General features: G+C 46.1%; 18 protein-coding genes. 16 read left to right on the plus strand and 2 right to left on the minus strand.

The annotated features are described in order from the left end of the window. Positions 1 to 188 precede the first annotated feature (188 nt). Positions 189 to 944: a hypothetical protein gene (locus QZ157_RS09660; RefSeq protein ID WP_295144975.1), complete on the plus strand. Its 756-nt coding sequence runs from the start codon at positions 189 to 191 to the stop codon at positions 942 to 944. Between the two features lie 75 nt (positions 945 to 1,019). Here QZ157_RS09660 and QZ157_RS09665 read toward each other — a convergent pair whose 3' ends face one another. Together QZ157_RS09665 and bamA are read right to left on the minus strand one after the other, a co-directional pair. Further along, positions 1,020 to 1,214: a hypothetical protein gene (locus QZ157_RS09665; protein WP_295144977.1), complete on the minus strand. Its 195-nt coding sequence runs from the start codon at positions 1,212 to 1,214 to the stop codon at positions 1,020 to 1,022. Positions 1,215 to 2,015: 801 nt separating this feature from the next. Further along, the gene (bamA, locus tag QZ157_RS09670; RefSeq protein ID WP_295144980.1) at positions 2,016 to 4,286 is read right to left on the minus strand and encodes an outer membrane protein assembly factor BamA; all 2,271 of its coding nucleotides are present in this window, start codon (positions 4,284 to 4,286) and stop codon (positions 2,016 to 2,018) included. Between the two features lie 80 nt (positions 4,287 to 4,366). Here bamA and QZ157_RS09675 point away from each other — a divergent pair, with 80 nt between their 5' ends. The 15 genes from QZ157_RS09675 to recO all read left to right on the plus strand — a co-directional run bounded on the left by QZ157_RS09675 (position 4,367) and on the right by recO (position 17,289). Further along, complete coding sequence (locus QZ157_RS09675; protein ID WP_295144983.1) at positions 4,367 to 5,197, plus strand: prephenate dehydrogenase; 831 nt, start codon at positions 4,367 to 4,369, stop codon at positions 5,195 to 5,197. A gap of 72 nt (positions 5,198 to 5,269) precedes the next feature. Next, positions 5,270 to 6,637 carry a peptidoglycan DD-metalloendopeptidase family protein gene (locus QZ157_RS09680; RefSeq protein WP_295144985.1) on the plus strand — a complete coding sequence of 456 codons (1,368 nt, stop codon included), beginning with the start codon at positions 5,270 to 5,272 and terminating at the stop codon, positions 6,635 to 6,637. A gap of 63 nt (positions 6,638 to 6,700) precedes the next feature. Further along, on the plus strand, positions 6,701 to 7,585 hold the full coding sequence (lpxC, locus tag QZ157_RS09685; RefSeq protein WP_295144988.1) for a UDP-3-O-acyl-N-acetylglucosamine deacetylase: 885 nt from the start codon (positions 6,701 to 6,703) through the stop codon (positions 7,583 to 7,585). Positions 7,586 to 7,782: 197 nt separating this feature from the next. Continuing rightward, positions 7,783 to 8,037: a glycoprotease gene (locus QZ157_RS09690; RefSeq protein ID WP_295144990.1), complete on the plus strand. Its 255-nt coding sequence runs from the start codon at positions 7,783 to 7,785 to the stop codon at positions 8,035 to 8,037. Positions 8,038 to 8,045: 8 nt separating this feature from the next. Further along, entirely contained in the window at positions 8,046 to 8,930 is an 885-nt protein-coding gene (thrB, locus tag QZ157_RS09695) for a homoserine kinase (RefSeq protein WP_295144993.1), read from the plus strand. A 25-nt stretch (positions 8,931 to 8,955) separates the two neighbouring features. Then, positions 8,956 to 9,240, plus strand: coding sequence for a hypothetical protein (locus QZ157_RS09700; protein ID WP_295144996.1), 285 nt, complete (start codon positions 8,956 to 8,958; stop codon positions 9,238 to 9,240). Further along, positions 9,206 to 11,899, plus strand: a complete 2,694-nt coding sequence (gene infB, locus QZ157_RS09705; RefSeq protein WP_295144998.1) for a translation initiation factor IF-2 — start codon at positions 9,206 to 9,208, stop codon at positions 11,897 to 11,899. The genes QZ157_RS09700 and infB overlap by 35 nt, the downstream gene beginning before the upstream one ends. Next, positions 11,896 to 12,267 carry a 30S ribosome-binding factor RbfA gene (gene rbfA, locus QZ157_RS09710; RefSeq protein WP_002943703.1) on the plus strand — a complete coding sequence of 124 codons (372 nt, stop codon included), beginning with the start codon at positions 11,896 to 11,898 and terminating at the stop codon, positions 12,265 to 12,267. The genes infB and rbfA overlap by 4 nt, the downstream gene beginning before the upstream one ends. Further along, a complete protein-coding gene (rimP, locus tag QZ157_RS09715; RefSeq protein ID WP_122863292.1) occupies positions 12,254 to 12,682 on the plus strand; it encodes a ribosome maturation factor RimP in 429 nt (142 codons plus the stop codon). The genes rbfA and rimP overlap by 14 nt, the downstream gene beginning before the upstream one ends. Positions 12,683 to 12,996: 314 nt before the next feature. After that, entirely contained in the window at positions 12,997 to 13,890 is an 894-nt protein-coding gene (accD, locus tag QZ157_RS09720; protein ID WP_295145004.1) for an acetyl-CoA carboxylase, carboxyltransferase subunit beta, read from the plus strand. 2 nt (positions 13,891 to 13,892) lie between these two features. After that, the gene (locus tag QZ157_RS09725) at positions 13,893 to 14,348 is read left to right on the plus strand and encodes a 23S rRNA (pseudouridine(1915)-N(3))-methyltransferase RlmH (RefSeq protein ID WP_002947511.1); all 456 of its coding nucleotides are present in this window, start codon (positions 13,893 to 13,895) and stop codon (positions 14,346 to 14,348) included. Positions 14,349 to 14,357: 9 nt separating this feature from the next. Further along, positions 14,358 to 14,711, plus strand: a complete 354-nt coding sequence (dksA, locus tag QZ157_RS09730; protein ID WP_002952411.1) for an RNA polymerase-binding protein DksA — start codon at positions 14,358 to 14,360, stop codon at positions 14,709 to 14,711. 9 nt (positions 14,712 to 14,720) lie between these two features. Further along, positions 14,721 to 15,758 carry a LapA family protein gene (locus QZ157_RS09735; RefSeq protein WP_295145008.1) on the plus strand — a complete coding sequence of 346 codons (1,038 nt, stop codon included), beginning with the start codon at positions 14,721 to 14,723 and terminating at the stop codon, positions 15,756 to 15,758. Continuing rightward, the gene (locus QZ157_RS09740) at positions 15,755 to 16,672 is read left to right on the plus strand and encodes a tRNA-dihydrouridine synthase (protein WP_295145014.1); all 918 of its coding nucleotides are present in this window, start codon (positions 15,755 to 15,757) and stop codon (positions 16,670 to 16,672) included. The genes QZ157_RS09735 and QZ157_RS09740 overlap by 4 nt, the downstream gene beginning before the upstream one ends. A 2-nt stretch (positions 16,673 to 16,674) precedes the next feature. Then, a complete protein-coding gene (gene recO, locus QZ157_RS09745) occupies positions 16,675 to 17,289 on the plus strand; it encodes a recombination protein RecO (RefSeq protein WP_295145011.1) in 615 nt (204 codons plus the stop codon). Positions 17,290 to 17,422 lie beyond the last annotated feature (133 nt).

Consider the following 17,422-nt stretch of genomic DNA (forward strand, 5'->3'; position numbering starts at 1 on the left):
GACTAGGCGACGAGAGGTCGTTTATGGTGAATTTTCACTATAATTTTTAATTAAATTTAAGTAGGCTCGTCGCGCGGTTAAATTTACGCGCGCGGCCCGCAAACTAGCATTTATCTCTCGCCTTTATATGATTCTTAATATTAAGCTAAATTTAGATACATTTAAATTTTAAATTTTTAGGAGGATAAATGAAAGCTAAATTTTCTATCATAGCCGCTGTTTTGGCGCTAGTTGGATGCGGCGATAACAACATAGATACCGTGAAAAACTACACTCTGCCGCAGAAAAAATCAATGACGATAGGAGCGGCCATAGACGGGTATGAAGGCTGCAAAAGCGTCAAGTGGGAGGACGTCAGCGCAAAGGATTTAAAAGCGGTCAAAGTAACCTGCGAGGTCTCGGACGCTATCCTCGAAGCTCAGTTTGACAACCAAAACGCCAGATACGAGGAGGCCGTGCAAAAAGCCAAAGACGAGGCGCAAAAAAACGTAGACAAGGCGCTAGAGCGGATAATGCAAACCTATAACGACCTAAAAACCGAGGCCAGCGTCGATGCTAGCAAAGAAGAGCTGCTCGCGTTAGCGAATAAATTTTGTAAATACGACGAGGAAAAAGAAAAGAAACACACCTTCGGCGCGCCGGTAACCTGCGATAACGACGCTCTAGCTAGCGAGCTTTTGGATAAACATAAGCTAAACGGAAGATCTCTTATATTTGCTACTTTCGTAAATCAGTTTCAGTGGGCTGCGCTTGACTCGCAGCGTCCGCCAAAGCCTATATTTTTCGGCGATATGCCAAAGAAAATCGGCTCACGTTCGTATGAGATTAAATTTATCATAAGCACAGATAAAACCGTCGATGTAGATCGTAAAGCTGCGATAATAGAAGACGGGGAGCGCAGGGATATTAGCGGTAGCGTGCTTAGCAAATTTTACGACAGATAGGGTTTGGCCGCTTGCGTTATTAGACGCCTAAGGCTAGCATTTTGGGGTTGCGCCTTTAAGGATCAAAGCACCTTCTTAGCGCCCGTAAAGTTGCGTAAGATTTACCGAGTATGTAGTCTTTTTGCAGGTAAATTCGAGCGATTTAACTTTAGTCTTTTTGTGCTTTAAAATCGCGTTTAAATTTAGATTTAGCGCAAATTTTATCCGCGCTAGTTTATCTAAATTTAGGCGATTTAAAACATAAGCGTTAGCCTTTATTTGCTTTATCAATCACTCCAAAGCTTGGTTTAGCGCCCAAATTTATGAGGCGTGTTGCCGACCTCGCATTTAGATTTGCAAGCCTTTAACGGCGTCGTTTAGCTTTTGCGATATTTGCGCGGTTAAATTTATGCCCAAATCTAGCCCGAATTCGACTTTTATTAGACCAGCAAAATACTTCATATAAACCTTGCTAAATAAGCGTAAATTTACGCCTGCAGCGTCAAAACAAAAGATATGCCGCTCTCATTTTGTTTTTGTATTTTGCGCTATTTTACCGCTTTTGCAAATCGGACGGGCTTAGCTAGCTAGTTTTTTTAAAATTCGCATAAATTTAAAACCCTCAAATTTACTCTAGCGACTTTTTGCATTTATTTTTTGGCTTTATACGCGCCGACGTTTTAGTTTGTCTTTTTACGCCGCGCTTGCCAAATTTGACGACTACTTCAAAACCGGCAACAAACGCAACCTAAATTTAGTCGCTACGTCCAAGTGAAATCCAAGCGTAGCCGAAAAATTTAGCCGCGAGCATAAGGGCTCAAAGGGCGGCATCCAAAGTAAATTTAACAAACTTAAAAAGCGGACTCGGCAATACGGTTTTACATTTTTGCAAATCGGGTTTTACGGGCAAGCATAAAATTTAATACAAAAATATAAAGCTTAAAAATAGCGACCGCACAGAGTACCCGCCTACAAGCCAAGCTTAAAAAGCATAAAAATCAATGGAGAACAAAACTCCCGATTAGAAGAGATTAATTTATAAAACAAGAAAAAGAGGCGGACGAGAGGCAAAGCCAAGCGCCCGCGTAAATTTTAGAAGCGCTGTCCGATAGTAAATTCAAACGTGCTCGTATCGTCGCCGTCTTGCTTTTTGAGCGGTTTAGCAAAGATTAGCTGAAGCGGTCCCATAGGCGTTACCCACTCGATACCGGCGCCCGCACTGTATCTGCTGATGCGTCCGTCGATATGATCTACGATGCCCGGAGCCGTGACGTTTGCGATCTTGCCGTGGATCACGCCGTAGTCAAAGAACAGCACGCCGCGCATCTTTACGCGCTCTATTAACGGAAAGCTAAGCTCGGCCGAGCTATTAAACGACATATCGCCGCCTGTCTCATACCAGCTGCCGCTAGAGACTTTGACTTTAGGAGAGACGGTTCTACTCTCAAATCCGCGTAGATTTCTGATACCGCCTAGATATAGTCTCTCGTTGATAGGCACCCAGCCGCGATCCCAAATTTTACCGAAGCTTGATTTAAACCTGAAAATAAGGTCGTAGTCCACCCACTCTCTAATGCCCTGATACCAGTTGAAATTCGTTCTGCTCTTTAAAAATTTCTCATCTCCGCCCACACCCGCAAACTCTAGGCTAGTGCTTGCGATGATACCGGTGCGAGGCAGGTAATAATCATCCGTGCTGTTATAGGTAATAGACGGGATGAGCGAGCTTTTTAGGCTCTTGCCGTCTTTGTAGCCGACGGTTTTTAACACATCACTAAGTCCGCTGATACGGCTTTGTTCGATGATATAGCCCAAAGACGCGCTTAAATTTCTGGTTAGTTTTCTACCCACTACGACGTTTAAGCCGTATGATTTCTCGTCGTAGCTGTTCCAGTTATAGTCGTTAGCGTATAGCGTGCCGCCTAGACTATATTCGCTATCAAAAAGGCGCGGGTTGGTTAAACCTATCTGGCCTGAGAGTTCGTTATCGCTTCTATCGACGCTTACGACGCCCTTCATGCCGCTACCGAACACGTTCGTATCCGACAAACTTGCGTTAAGCAACAAACCGTCCGAGCTGCCGTAGCCGATACCGCCGCTAATAGAGCCGGTGGAGGCCTCTTTTACTTTTACGAGTAGATCGACTTGATTTGCCCCGACGCGTTGCTCCTCGATCTCGACATCGTCAAAGTAGCTCGTTCGCTTTAGCGCGTCCTTGCTATCTTGCAGATCGGTTCTACTATATAAGTTTCCCTCCGTGAGGTATAGCTCGCGTCTAACGACTCTGTCTACGGTTCTATCGTTACCTGAAATTTGTACGTTTCTTATATATACTTTTTCGTCCGGCACGACCTCGTAGACGATACTTACGGTCTTATCCTCGACGTTTTTCTCGGTTTTTGGATTTATCCTTACGAATGCATATCCCTTATCCGCCACGATATCGTCGAGCTTTTTCATGTCTTGCCTTAGGCGAGCGGAGTTCATCACGTCGCCGCTCTCTAGCCTAAAGTCTTTTAAAATTTTCTCTTTATCAAGCTCTAAAAACTCAGGCGCTTCGATATCTACGCTAGACACCCTATACTGCTCGCCCTCGGTCACGTAGTAGGTGAGGTCTGCGGTGTAATTATCCATATAGGCGTTTAGATACGGGTTTGAGACGGTGGCGTCTAGGTAGCCTTTTTGATAGTATTTGTCTTGGATTCTCGCAGGATCGTTTGGTAGCTCGAAAAGCTTAACCTTACCATCATTTCTACCCCACATCCAGCCCATGAATTCGCGCTCTTTATTCGCTACCACAGGCTCCACGTCGTCATAATCAAAAAGCTTTGCGCCGACTAAATTTACATTTTCTATTATGATATTTTCGCCGCGGTTTATGTTCATCGTGACAAAAAGGCTGCTTTCATTGCCTGCTACCGGCTCTTTTGTTACGTCTACGATCGTGTCGAAGTATCCCTTTGACTCGTAGTACTGCCTGATGCGCTCTTTTGCGCGCTCGATGGCTAGCTCGTCATACATATTGCCTTGCTTGATGTTGATTAGCCCGTCGATAGCGGTTTTGTCGTTAGTCACTACGCCCTTGATATCGATACGAGCGATGCTAGGCTTTTCTTTTACCGTTACGGTTACGTCGCCGCCCTCGTTTTCGATATATATATCGTCGAAGTAGCCCTGCCTAAAGAGCTTTGCGATCGCCCTATCCGTACTATCGCCGCTTAGATCGTCGCCGACTTTTAGCCCCATTATCTCCTTTGCAGTTTCGGGAGACAGATGTACAAGACCTTTAAAATTTATGGAAGTTATCTGCTGGGCATTTGCCAAAACAGCACCCAGAAGTAGTAGAAAAACGCTTTTTTTCATTTATTTAACCTAAAAGTGATGATAAGGCTGTATAATAGCACATTTTATTTTTAAACAATATAAATTTAAAAGGTGAATTTATGAAAATCGGTATCGTAGGCCTAGGACTCATCGGCGGCTCACTAGGTCTTAGCCTAAAAAACGAAAAACTAATCAGCTGCGTTAGCGGCATGGATCTAAACAAAGAGCACGAAGAGCAGGCAATCAAGCTCGGCCTCGTGCATGAAATTTTAACTCTTGAGCAGATGAAGCAAAAGTGCGACATGATATTTCTAGCCATCCCCGTAGAAGCCATCATCAAAATCGTCAAAGAATTTGAAGGCATCGGCGAAAACACGACTATCGTAGATCTTGGTAGCACTAAGCAAAAAATCATAGAAGCCGTGCCTGAGAGCATCAGGCAAAATTTCATCCCCGCTCACCCGATGGCGGGCACGGAGTACTCCGGTCCGACTGCTGCGTTTTCTGGACTTTTTAAAGACGCGGTCGTAGCTATCTGCGACTTTAAAGAAAGCGGCGAGATGCACGTCAAGCGCTCGGTCGAGCTCTTTTCGCACCTGGGTATGAAGATTATCTTCATGAGCGCGGCGGAGCACGACCACCACGCCAGCGTGATCTCCCACCTGCCCCACGCTATCAGCTTTTCGCTAGCTAGCAGCGTGCTAAAAAAGGAAAACAAAAAAAATATCATCGCGCTAAGCGGAACGGGATTTAACGGCATGATCAGGATCGCCAAAAGCTCGCCCGTGATGTGGACGGATATCTTTAAACAAAACAAGCAAAATTTGATAAATTCGATAGACCTTTTCAAAAAAGAGCTTGACGAATGCGAAAATTTAATCAAAAACGAGAAGTGGGACGAGCTGCGAGAATGGATGAGCGAAGCTAGAAAAATACGCGAAATTTTATAAATTCGGGCTCAAATTTACCTTAAATTTATCGCTTTTTAGTAAAATCGGCATCTTTAAGATTTAGGAGATTTTATGAGAAGACGCGGCAATCCAAATTTGATATTTTTCGGCGTTATTATTTTACTTTTAGTTGCGGCGATAGCTTTTTTATTTACTTCAAAAACATTTGAGCGAGAAGCGCCTAGCATAGCTATCTCGGATCAAATTTACTGGAACCTAACCTCGCCTTTGCCGATCAAAATAACCGACGAAAGCGGCGTAAAATCGGTTAAAATTTCGCTTGTAGACGAAAAAGGTAGCGTAAATTTGCTAACTCAAAAATTTGAAGCGCCGTCTGAGATCGTCGATTTAAATTTGACCTTTCCGAAAACTGGATTTGCCGCGCAAAAAGATATCTACAACATCGTAATTGAGGCCACGGATACGAGCAAATGGGGATTTTTCCTCGGCAACACGCAAAAAAAAGAGGTCAAAATCACCGTCGATAACAAAAAACCCGACGTAAACATCCTAAACCACTCGTACGCCATCACAAAAGGCGGTAGTGCGACGGTCGTGTTTAAGGCCACCGATGAGATGCTAAAAGAGGTCTATATCGAGACGAATTACGGTAAGAAATTTATCCCGAGCAAATTCGTAAAAGAGGGCTACTACGCCTCGCTAGTGGCATGGCCGGCGCAACAAGGCTCGTTTAGCGCCGACGTCGTAGCGCTTGATGCGGCGGGAAATATAACCAAAAGCAAGATAAGATTTTTCTACCAAGACAAAAAATACCGCATCTCAAAAATAAAACTAGACGGCCAAAGTAGATTTTTAAACGAAAAAATCCCGGAACTAGCGCAACAATACGCTAAAAACTACGACGCTATGAGCAATCTGGAAAAGATGAAATTCGTAAATGAAAATCTCCGCGAGGCAAATGAGAAAATAATCTCGCAAATCGCCGCAAAAGTCGAGATAGACGCGGCGGAAAACTTTAGCGTAAATAAATTTTACCCGCTAAAAAACGGCAAAGCGGTGGCTAGCTTCGGCGACCACAGATATTATACATTTGAGGATAAAGACGTCAGCGAAAGCTGGCACATGGGTATCGACCTAGCCTCGACGCAAAGAGCCGACATCGTCGCTAGCAACGACGGCACGGTAGAATTTGCCGCGGATAACGGCATCTACGGGCGCAACATCCTGATAAATCACGGATTTGGGCTATTTTCGCTCTACGGACACTGCAGCTCGCTAAACGTCAAAGCCGGCGACTCGGTCAAGGCGGGCGACGTCATCGCAAACACGGGCGTTACGGGTCTAGCGATGGGTGATCATTTGCACTTTGGCATGCTAGTTCAAGGCATAGAAGTGCGCCCCGAAGAGTGGATGGATAACGGCTGGATGAAGGATAATGTAACCGGCGTTTTGAGCGCGGCCAAAAAAATGGTCGAATAAATTTGCCATTTTGTTGTAAATTTGTTGTATAATGGCAAGAATAAGAAAAATAAGGGCGAAAATTTGAAACAAACAACTATAAAATCAACCGTAGAAGGCGTAGGCATCGGACTTCACAAGGGTGAACCGATAAAAATCACGCTTGAACCGCTCGGGGCAAATTCGGGGATAATATTTTACAGAAAAGACCTCGGAGTGAGCTTTAAAGCGGAGCCAAAAAATGTGATAAACACTCAAATGGCAACCGTAATCGGCGGCAAAGAGGGCTACATCTCGACGATCGAGCACCTCCTTAGCGCGATAAACGGCTACGGCATAGATAACGTCCGCATAGTCCTAGATGCCAACGAAGTGCCGGTAATGGACGGCTCGGCGATAAGCTACTGCATGATGCTGGATGAAGCCGGCACAGCGGAGCTTGACGCGGACAAAAAAGTAATCGTAATCAAACGCCCGGTAGAAGTAAACAAAAACGGAAAATTTGCCAGAGTGACGCCGTCAAATAACCCGAAATTCGACTTTACGATCAAATTTGCCCACCCGATAATCGGCGAGCAAAACTATGTGTTTGAGTTTAGTAAACAAGCCTACATCGAGGAGATCGCGCGCGCTAGGACGTTTGGATTTTTAAAAGACGTGCAGATGCTAAGAGCGCAAAATTTAGCCCTCGGCGGTAGCCTAGATAACGCCGTAGTCATCGACGATAATAAAATTTTAAATCCCGAAGGTCTGCGCTTTGAAAACGAATTCGTTCGTCATAAAATTTTAGACGCAATCGGCGATCTAAGCCTAATGGGCGCGCCATTGATGGCTGATTATACGAGCTTCGCGGGCAGTCACGAGCTAAACCACGAGCTAACGCTAGCTATCCTAAGCGACGATAAAAACTACGAAATCGTCACGCTAAAAGGCGATTTCGCGCGCGAATATCAAAAGGTATTTGCATAAAAAATATCCAAATTTTAGTTATCGCTCTTAGCTCGCCGCTAATCGTCGGCGTTTATGACGAAAACGGCGAGCTTTTAGAGCAAATTTCTAGCGAAGAAAAATCCGACGTCTCCCTCGTAAAAATAACAGACGAGATCTTAAACGGCGGCAAATTTAACCTACAAAAAATCATCTACGCAAACGGTCCTGGTAGCTTCATGGGCGTAAAAGTTGCCTACGTCGTTTTAAAGACGATTAGTATCGTAAAAGAGTGCGAATTTTACGCAGTTAGCGGCTTTGAGCTAAACGGCGGCACACCGATACGGGCGAATAAAAATTTAAGCTTCGTAGATACTCCCGATGGCATAAAACTGCAAAAAGCGCAAGCTGGCGAATTTGGCTTGCCGCAAAATTTAGCCGTTTTAAATCTAAATTTAGATACCCTACCAAATTACGTTATTCAAGCCGTTTAGGAGATTTCTTGCAAATTTTAGTTCCCGCCACTAGCGCAAACATCGGTCCGGGTTTTGACGCCCTGGGTCTTGCCTTAGAGCTACACAACACAGTCGAGATAACGAGGGCAAATTTCGCCTCGGTAAGCATTTTGGGCGAAGGCAAAGACAACGCGATTCTTAAAAAAAACAACATTTTTCTTTCCATTTTTAACGAAATTTACCTCAAACTAATGGGTAAAAAAGATACTTTTCGTATGATTTTTACCAATCAAATTCCGTTCTCTCGCGGCCTTGGTAGCTCCTCTGCAGTTATCACTTCAGCCATCGCGGCAGCTTACGCGGCAGCTGGATTTAAGGCGGATAAAAATGCTATTTTAAACCAAGCTCTAGTTTACGAAAATCACCCGGACAACATAGCTCCGGCAACGCTTGGCGGTTTTGTTAGCTCCGTCGTTGAAAACGGCAAAGTAAAATCTCTAAAAAAACATTTAAGCGCCGATATAAAAGCCGTAGTCGTGATCCCCGATAAGCCCATGAGCACGAACGAATCGCGTGCCAAGCTACCTAAAAATTTCACGATGAGCGAGTGCGTTAGTAACCTCTCTCATGCCGCATTTCTCACGGCTTGCTTTTTTAGCGAAAACTACGAGCTTTTAAGAACGGCGGCAAAAGACGTCATGCACGAACAAATCCGCATGCAAAACCTGCCCGAGCTCTTTGAAGTGCGCAAGATAGCCTACGAGAACGGCGCTCTTTTAAGCACGCTTTCTGGCAGCGGATCTAGCTTTTTAAACATCGTTTATGCGGGCGATGCGGCAAATTTAAAACAAAAACTGCAAGATAAATTTAAGAGCTTTCGAGTTGAAATTTTTAATTTCGACAACGACGGGATAAAAATCCTACAAAGCTAAAAAAAAGCTAAAAAAAGTTATAATAATGGCTCAAAAATTTATCCCTATCAGGACGTGCGTGGTCTGCAAAAAGCGCTTTGAACAGCAAATTTTGCGTAGATACAGACTGATAAATTCTTCGCTATTTTTCGGAAACGGAAACGGACGCAGCTTTTATCTTTGCGAAGAATGTCTAAAAAAAGACGAGAAAATTTTAAGAAAATCGCTCGGAAGAGTCGCAGGCAGCTTTATCGCGACGCTACAAAACGGGCAAAATTTAAAGGAGATACTCTTAAATGGGGACTGTTCGTATTTCAGAGATAGCAAATGAGCTCGGCTACAATAGCAAAGAGGTTTTGGAAAAGGCTATTGAGCTTGGGCTAAAGGTCAAAACGCACTCAAGCGGCGTTAGTCCTGAAGAAGCGGCGGCGCTATACACCTACATCCAAACCGGCGAGATCCCCGAAGCTCTCAAGAAAAAACCGGAAAAGAAAAAACCGACCGTCAAAAAGGCAGAAGCCAAAGAGAGCAAAGAGGAAAAAGAAAGCAAGCCAAAAGAGGCCAAAAAACCAAGCTCCGCAAAAGAAGAGAAGCCTTTGCTCAAAGAAAAAGTAGAAACAAAAAACGACGAAAAATCCGAAAAAGAACAAAAATCAGTCACTCAAAAACCGGCCGAAAAAGCGTCAGAACCAAAAACTCCAGCAGCGCCAAAAGAGGAACCAAAGGCCCAGCCTGCCACCGAGCCGGTCCAGCCAAAAGAGAGCCTAGCCGACGTTAGTCTACAAAAAAGACGCGGTCTAGTTATCGTAAAAAAGAAAAAAGACGAGCAACCAGCGCCTAGGGCAAGCGAGAGAAAAGAGTCTGCGCCGGCGCTAAATTTAGAAAGTATGTTTAAATTTAGCGACGAAAAGATCGAACGCAAAAAGAAAAAAGAGAAAAAGCCGGTCATCGCAACCAAAAAAGACGGCGCTACAAAGATGGATCTACTCGGTGACCGCGACATGGCTGACATCGTGATAGACGATGAGGACGTGGTTATATTGCCTGATTTTTCCGTACGAACGCAAACTCCGGAGCCTCAAAAAACAAGACAACCTGCAAATACCAACTACAAACCGGTACTAAATACATCGGTAAGTTCATTTCTAGAGCAAGGTACTGCGCGCAGGCCTCGCAAAAAACATAAAAAATCGCAACGAGCCGACCATAACGGCGAGGCGGTAACCTACGTCGAGATACCAAAAGAGATCCGTCTTTACGAATTTGCCGACAAGATCAACAAGCAACCTAGCGAAATCATCGGCAAGCTCTTTATGCTAGGCATGATGACGACCAAAAACGACTTCCTGGACGAAGACGCGATAGAGATTTTGGCTGATGAGTTTGGCATAGAGGTAAATATCGTCGATACGCAAGAAGCATTTGACTACGTTAAAGCCTACGACGAAGAAGAGGAGCAGCTAGACGATGCAAATTTGACCGTCCGAGCTCCCGTTATCACCATCATGGGCCACGTCGACCACGGTAAAACCTCGCTACTAGACTACATCAGAAGCTCGCGCGTGGCAGCGGGCGAGGCGGGCGGCATCACGCAACACGTGGGCGCCTATATGGTAAATAAAAACGGCAAAAATATTACCTTTATCGACACTCCGGGCCACGAAGCGTTCACGGCCATGCGCGCAAGAGGTGCCAAGATCACCGATATCGTCATCATTGTGGTCGCAGCCGACGACGGCGTAAAACCGCAGACCAAAGAAGCCGTGAGTCACGCAAAAGCCGCTGGCGTACCGATCATCATCGCGATAAACAAGATGGATAAAGAGGCTGCAAACCCAGACAAAGTAAAAAGCGAGCTAGCCGAGCTAGATATTCTATCTACCGACTGGGGCGGCACGTACGAGTTTGTACCTATCTCTGCAAAGATGGGCACGGGCATAGACGATCTACTAGAGATCGTACTCTTGCAGGCTGAAATTTTAGAACTAAAGGCAAACGCAAAGGCAAACGCCAAAGCAGCCATAATAGAAAGCTCTCAGCAAAAAGGCCGCGGTCCGGTAGCTACGGTTATCGTAGAAAACGGTACTCTAAGAGTCGGCGATATCGTAGTTGCAGGCGTCGCATACGGTAAGATAAGAACGATAACCGATGATCAGGGCAAAATTTTAAAAGAGATAAAACCTGGCGAATGCGGCGTGATAATGGGACTTAGCGAAATTCCTGAAGCCGGCGAAACGCTAATAAGCGTCAAAACCGACAAAGAAGCCCGTGAATACGCACAGAAAAAGGCCGAATACCTACGTCAAAAAGAGCTCAGCAAGACTACCAAAGTAAGCCTAGAGGAGCTTAGCGAGAAGATAGCCGAGGGCGAGCTAAAATCGCTCCCTGTCATCGTAAAAGCCGACGTGGGCGGCTCACTGGAAGCCATCAAGGCAAGCCTAGAAAAGCTTCGCAACGACGAGATAAAAGTAAATATCATACATTCAGGCGTGGGCGGCATTACCCAAAGCGACGTGGAACTAGCCAGAGCGAGCGAAAACTCGGTGATTTTAGGCTTCAACATCAGGCCGACGGGCGAAGTGAAAGAAAAAGCCAAAGAAAGCGGCGTCGAAATCAAAACCTACAACGTCATCTATAACCTACTCGACGACGTCAAAGCGATCCTAAGCGGCTTAATGTCGCCTGTCATCCACGAGGAGCAGCTCGGACAAGCCCAAGTACGTCAGGTCATCAACGTCCCTAAAGTGGGCGCGATCGCAGGCTGCATGGTGACGGAAGGCACGATAAACCGCGGCGCGAAAATCCGCCTAATCAGAAACGGCGTAGTCGTACACGAGGGCACCGTAAGCTCACTAAAACGCTTCAAAGACGACGTGAGAGAGGTAGCGCGCGGCTTTGAGTGCGGCGTAGGTATCGACGGCTATAACGACATCAGAGAAGGCGACTACATCGAGAGCTTTAAAGAAGTAGAGGAGCAAGCCAGCCTATGAACCCCTCGGAGATAAAGCGCCTACGCACGCAAAGCGTACTAAAAGAGCTATTGCCAGAAGCCCTATCTACGCTTGAGGACGAGCTTTTACGCGGACTTTGCGTGACCGACGTCGAGTGCAAAAAGGGCAGGTACGACGCATTCGTATATCTTGATAAGATGATGTTTGACGAGCGCGAGCAGGCCTATATACTAGACCGCCTAAAGCGCGTATCAAAGCACCTACAAAACCACTGCATGGCGGCCGAGGGCTGGTATAGAGCACCCAATTTTCACTTTAAATTCGACGACAGACTTGAATATCAAAACCACATGGACGATTTGTTTGAAAAAATTTCAGAGGATCTAAACAAAAATGCAAAATCTTGAAAATTTGATCTCGCAGTGCGGCGTGCAGCTCTATGACGTCGAGGTTGCAAACGAAAACGGCAGAGCGATCTATAGGATCTACATCGCAAAACCAGGCGGCGTAAATTTAGACGACTGCGAAAAGGTTTCGCGTTTGCTTTCGCCTATATTTGACGTCGAGCCGCCGCTTAGCGGAGACTACGTGCTAGAGGTTAGCTCGCCCGGACTTGAGCGAAAGCTAGAAAAACCGAGCCATTTTATATCAAGCGTTGGTGAACTGGCTAAAATTTCAGCCGAAGTAGACGGCGAAAACAAAAAACTAAAAGGCAAAATTTTATCCGCCGACGATGAAGAAATCTCCTTTGAGAGCGAAGGTCAAATTTTAAAAATAAAAATCGCAAACATAAAAAAGGCAAAAACCTATATCGAGTGGTAAGCCGCAAATTTAAAGGCTCGAATTTAAGCTAATATCCCGTCAAATTTTGGGTTAAATTTTACAAATTTGAACACTTTAAATTTAGACCATAAAGCTTAAACGCGCCGCAGTCAAATTTCTCAAATTTAACCTCAAATTTACAAACCGCCTCCGCGTAAATTTAAAATTTCCACAAAAAGCAAAAAACAATGGCGTAAATTTCGGCGATTCTACCCGCCTACTCCCGAAAGCGCGTAGCGTAAATTTAATACCCGACTAGCAAAACATAAGCTAACTTTGGCTATAATCCCTAAATTTTTTAAAAAGTAGGAACCATGAGCTTTTTAGATATTTTTTCCAAAACGAGAAAGCAACAATCCGCTCCTAGCGAGGCTCCGGCGCACTGGGTCAAATGCGACAGCTGTCACTCGCTGATGTATTACAAAGAGGTCGAAGCAAATTTTAACGTCTGTCCAAAGTGCGGTTTTCACATGAGATTATCCGCCGACAAGAGGATAGCGATGATCTGCGACGAAGGCAGTTTCGTCGAGCTTGACACCAAGCTAAAGCCCGTCGATCCGATCAAATTCGTTGATAAAAAATCCTATAAAAAACGCATAAGCGAAAACGAGGAAAAAACGGGCAGAAGCTCGGCCGTGATCTGCGGCGAGGCCAAGATCGACGGCATGAACGTGCAGCTGGCGGTTTTTGATTTTAGCTTTATGGGTGGGTCTTTAGGCTCGGTCGAGGGCGAGAAGATCGTGCGCGCCGTAAAAAGATCGCTCGATAAAAAGCAACCTCTCATCATCGTTTCGGCTTCGGGCGGAGCGAGGATGCAGGAGAGTACGTTTTCGCTGATGCAGATGTCAAAAACTTCCGCCGCGCTAAAGCTGCTTGACGAGGCAAAAGTGCCGTATATCTCAGTCCTAACCGATCCTACGATGGGCGGTGTGAGCGCGTCTTTCGCGTGGCTAGGCGACGTCATCATCGCAGAGCCCGGCGCTCTCATCGGCTTTGCCGGACAGCGCGTTATCAAGCAAACCATCGGAGCCGATTTGCCTGAGGGTTTTCAAAGATCTGAGTTTTTGCTAGAGCACGGCCTAATAGACGCCATAGTCGAGCGCAAAGAACACAAGCAGTTTTTGAGCGATATGATAAGGCTGCTCTCAAACAACCCGGCCTACGCCGCTAAGCAGCCGAGCGCTCAAAACTTGGACGACGAGGAATAAATTTGGAAATTTCCGTGTTTTGCATCCAAAAGTCAAAACGTGAAAATTTTGAAAACGAGATCAAAGAGTACGCGAAGATGTCGTCGAAATTCGCCAAAATTTCAGACGTCGTTATATTTAACGACAAGATCGCCAAAGCCCAAAGCAAAGGGCGAGACGAGGCGTTAAAAGCTTACGACGAGGTTTATGAGCCAAATTTAAACGGCTTTTGCGTGGCGCTTGACGAAGCGGGTCGCGAATTTAACAGCGAGGAGTTTGCTAAACTCATCTCGGACAAGGCTCAGATTTCGTTTTTTATCGGCGGAGCTTACGGGCTTAGTCAAAATTTTAAACAAAAAACAGATGCAGTCGTTAGCCTGAGCCGCATGACGATGGCGCACAAGATAGCAAAGCTTATGCTTCACGAGCAGATTTTCAGAGCTCTTTGCATAAACGCGAACCACCCATACCACAAATAAAGGAACAAAATGCGCAAAAGCGACCTGGAGCAGTTTAAGGCACTTTTACTGGAGCGAAAAGCACAGATAACTAAAAATATTTTAGACTCGTCAAACGAGATGGCAGGGCTACGCCAAAGCGGCGTTAGCGACGAGTTTGATATCGCCTCCGTAAACGCCGATCAGCTCATAGAGCAATCAATCAGCGCTCAGCAAAGACAAGAACTAGCCGAGATCGATGTCTCGCTTCGAAAGATCGCCGACAAAACCTACGGTATCTGCGAGATGTGCGAGGAAGATATCGGACTGGCGCGTTTGCGCGTCAAACCGCACGCAAAATACTGCATCACCTGCCGCGAGATAGTGGAAAAAACCGCAAAATAGGGGTACGCCATGCAAATCAAACGTTTTATAGTCTACGCCGTGCTTTACCTGGTCGTAGTCGGCGCGATTGTTTATCTTTTTGAGGGCGGCTCTTACGAGCTTCATCTTAAATTTGCCTTTTTAGGCAGCGACGTAGAACATACGTTAAATTTACCCGTTGCCGTGTGGATGATACTGCCGCCTGCGATTTTGACGATATTTTGCGTGCTCCACATGGCCTATCACGGGTTTAAATTTTACGCCTTTAAACGCAAAATTTCGCACGATGAGAAATTTTATAGAGACCTCGGTAAGGAAATTTTGCTAGGCCTTGATACAAACAAAGACTTTAAAACGAACTTTTATAAAGTCCCGTCCCAGATAGCCAGAGTCCTCTCACCGTGGGATAGATACAAAGACGCAAAGATAGATGGCGAGGAGCTACAAAACGTCCTAGACACGGTGCGCACGGTCAAAAACGGCGAAGTCGCCGACCTAAAGAAATTTAAGCTACCTAAAGACAATCCGCTCTTTATCAAAAACGAGCTAAACAAAATAGCAAATTTGGACGGATACTATCTAGAAACACTTAAAAAACCTATGGGCGATCAAGGCGAAATCGCTCGCGAAGCAAGGAAAAAGCTAATAAATTTAGGCTCGCTCGCCGATATCAAAAAATTTGCTCCAGATCTGGACGAAAAAGAGATCATGACTCTTATCGTCCGCTTTGCCAAAGACGAGATAAATTTGAGCAACGACGAGATTCTAGAGCTATTAAATTCAGATAAAATTTCAAAAGATAGCTTTGATATCAGCGCCGCAACGCTAAAAAGCAAAATCGCTCCAGACGCTATCATCGGCATATTCGAACGCCTCAAAAACGAACATCAAGAGGCTCAGGAAGCATACGTCTATCTGCTGTTTGAGTTTGAGATGCTCGAGCGCGCGCAGGAGGTTTTAGCAGGCCTTGAAGCAGGCGAATATCAAAATTTCCGCACTTTGCTATATCTCAGACAAAACGGCAAAAACATCCCGACAGATCTATTTTTCAAGCACGCCCATTGCTGATAGATTTTTCAAAAAAGCCGCTTTTTCTAGCTCCGCTAGCGGGCTTTTCGGACCTGCCGCTTAGAAGCGTGGTTAAGCAGTTTGGCTGCGACGTGACGGTTAGCGAGATGATAAGCGCAAACGCTCTAGTTTACGAAGGCAGTAAAACGCTTGAGATGCTCAAAAAATCGCCTCTTGAAACGCCATATATCGTGCAGATAGCGGGCAGCGACGCGGATATAGTCAAAAAATCGGTTGAGATTTTAAACGGTATCGAGGGTATCGACGGCATCGATCTAAACTGCGGCTGCCCAGTACCCAAAGTCGTCAAACAGTCCGCGGGCTCGGCTCTGCTAAAAGATATCTCGAACCTAAAACGCATCGTAGAAACCATCAAAAAAACCTCAAATAAGCAAATGACTAGCGTCAAACTACGTCTGGGCTTTGACGAGAAAATCCCAGAAATTTTAGCCCTCGCCGCGCAGGACGCTGGAGCGGACTACATCGCATTTCACGGACGCACGAGAGCCGGCGGCTATACGGCAGCGGTCGACTACGCCGCGATCGGCCGAGCCAAAGAAACAGTAACCATCCCCGTCATCGCAAACGGCGACATCTCGCCCGAAAATGTGGCCCAGACGCTAAATTTAACCAAGGCCGATGCGCTAATGATAGGACGCGCCTGCATCGGCAAGCCGTGGGTTTTCCACGAGATCAAAACGGGCGAGAGTATCGACGCGGCGACGAAAAAGGCGATCATCTTGGCACATTTTGACGCGATGATCGAGCACTACGGCGAGCACGGAGCGGCGATATTTCGCAAGCACCTACACCGCTACTCCAAAGGCATAGACGGCGCCAGCGCCTTTCGCGACGAGATAAATCATATCGCCGAGCCAGGCATCCTGCGCCAAAAAATCCAAACCTTTTTCTAACCATGCAAGGCTACATCCTGCACACGCAAAAAGTGCGCGACGAGGACCTGCTCGTCTACATCCTCACGCCCTCGCTGCTAGTCAAATCCTACCGCTTCTACGGCGCGCGCCACTCAAACGTCCTGCAAGGCTACAAGATCGACTTCGAGCTCGAAGGCGGCGAAAACTTCCTCCCGCACCTGCGCAGCGTCCTGCACCTAGGCTACCGCTGGCTACTCTCGCGCGAGCGGCTACTCGTATGGCAGCAGTTTATGCGCCTACTCTACGCGCACCTGCGAGACGTCGAGCAGATAGACGAGGTGTATTTTCGCGAGCTTGAGCTTTGTGCCTCACGCTTTGACAGGGGCGCTCCCAAACGCCTACTCATCGAGAGCTACGTGCGCATTTTAGAGGCCGAGGGCAGGCTACACGATGAGCTTTTCTGCTTTATCTGCGATGAGCCAGTGGAGGATAGCGTGGCACTAGCCAGGAGCTTTTTACCCGCTCACGAGCACTGCGCCGCACAAAAGGGGTTTGAGATAGAAAAGATAAAAATGCTCTTTAGCGAGCGCTCTACGCTGCTACTTGACGATGACGAGATAGACGCGCTCTACTCGGTTTTGCTTCAGGGACTTTGAGTCGCTTGCGAAATTTATGCGAGTTAAATTTCGTCAAACTCTCTTAAATCAGCAAACTTAAATTTAGCTTTAGAAACCACCCCGCTTCACGAAGCTATCGCATACGGGCTTGAAAACGGCTTAAATTTAGAGC

This window comes from uncultured Campylobacter sp. (genome assembly GCF_905372745.1).
Lineage (GTDB): Bacteria > Campylobacterota > Campylobacteria > Campylobacterales > Campylobacteraceae > Campylobacter_A.

Bases quoted from the DNA above. Each gene is read 5' to 3' on its own strand.
- QZ157_RS09660 (WP_295144975.1), top strand. From the start codon at position 189: ATGAAAGCTAAATTTTCTATCATAGCCGCTGTTTTGGCGCTAGTTGGA.
- bamA (WP_295144980.1), bottom strand. From the start codon at position 4,286: ATGAAAAAAAGCGTTTTTCTACTACTTCTGGGTGCTGTTTTGGCAAAT.
- QZ157_RS09675 (WP_295144983.1), top strand. From the start codon at position 4,367: ATGAAAATCGGTATCGTAGGCCTAGGACTCATCGGCGGCTCACTAGGT.
- QZ157_RS09680 (WP_295144985.1), top strand. From the start codon at position 5,270: ATGAGAAGACGCGGCAATCCAAATTTGATATTTTTCGGCGTTATTATT.
- QZ157_RS09690 (WP_295144990.1), top strand. From the start codon at position 7,783: ATGGGCGTAAAAGTTGCCTACGTCGTTTTAAAGACGATTAGTATCGTA.
- QZ157_RS09700 (WP_295144996.1), top strand. From the start codon at position 8,956: ATGGCTCAAAAATTTATCCCTATCAGGACGTGCGTGGTCTGCAAAAAG.
- infB (WP_295144998.1), top strand. From the start codon at position 9,206: ATGGGGACTGTTCGTATTTCAGAGATAGCAAATGAGCTCGGCTACAAT.
- rbfA (WP_002943703.1), top strand. From the start codon at position 11,896: ATGAACCCCTCGGAGATAAAGCGCCTACGCACGCAAAGCGTACTAAAA.
- rimP (WP_122863292.1), top strand. From the start codon at position 12,254: ATGCAAAATCTTGAAAATTTGATCTCGCAGTGCGGCGTGCAGCTCTAT.
- accD (WP_295145004.1), top strand. From the start codon at position 12,997: ATGAGCTTTTTAGATATTTTTTCCAAAACGAGAAAGCAACAATCCGCT.
- dksA (WP_002952411.1), top strand. From the start codon at position 14,358: ATGCGCAAAAGCGACCTGGAGCAGTTTAAGGCACTTTTACTGGAGCGA.
- QZ157_RS09735 (WP_295145008.1), top strand. From the start codon at position 14,721: ATGCAAATCAAACGTTTTATAGTCTACGCCGTGCTTTACCTGGTCGTA.
- recO (WP_295145011.1), top strand. From the start codon at position 16,675: ATGCAAGGCTACATCCTGCACACGCAAAAAGTGCGCGACGAGGACCTG.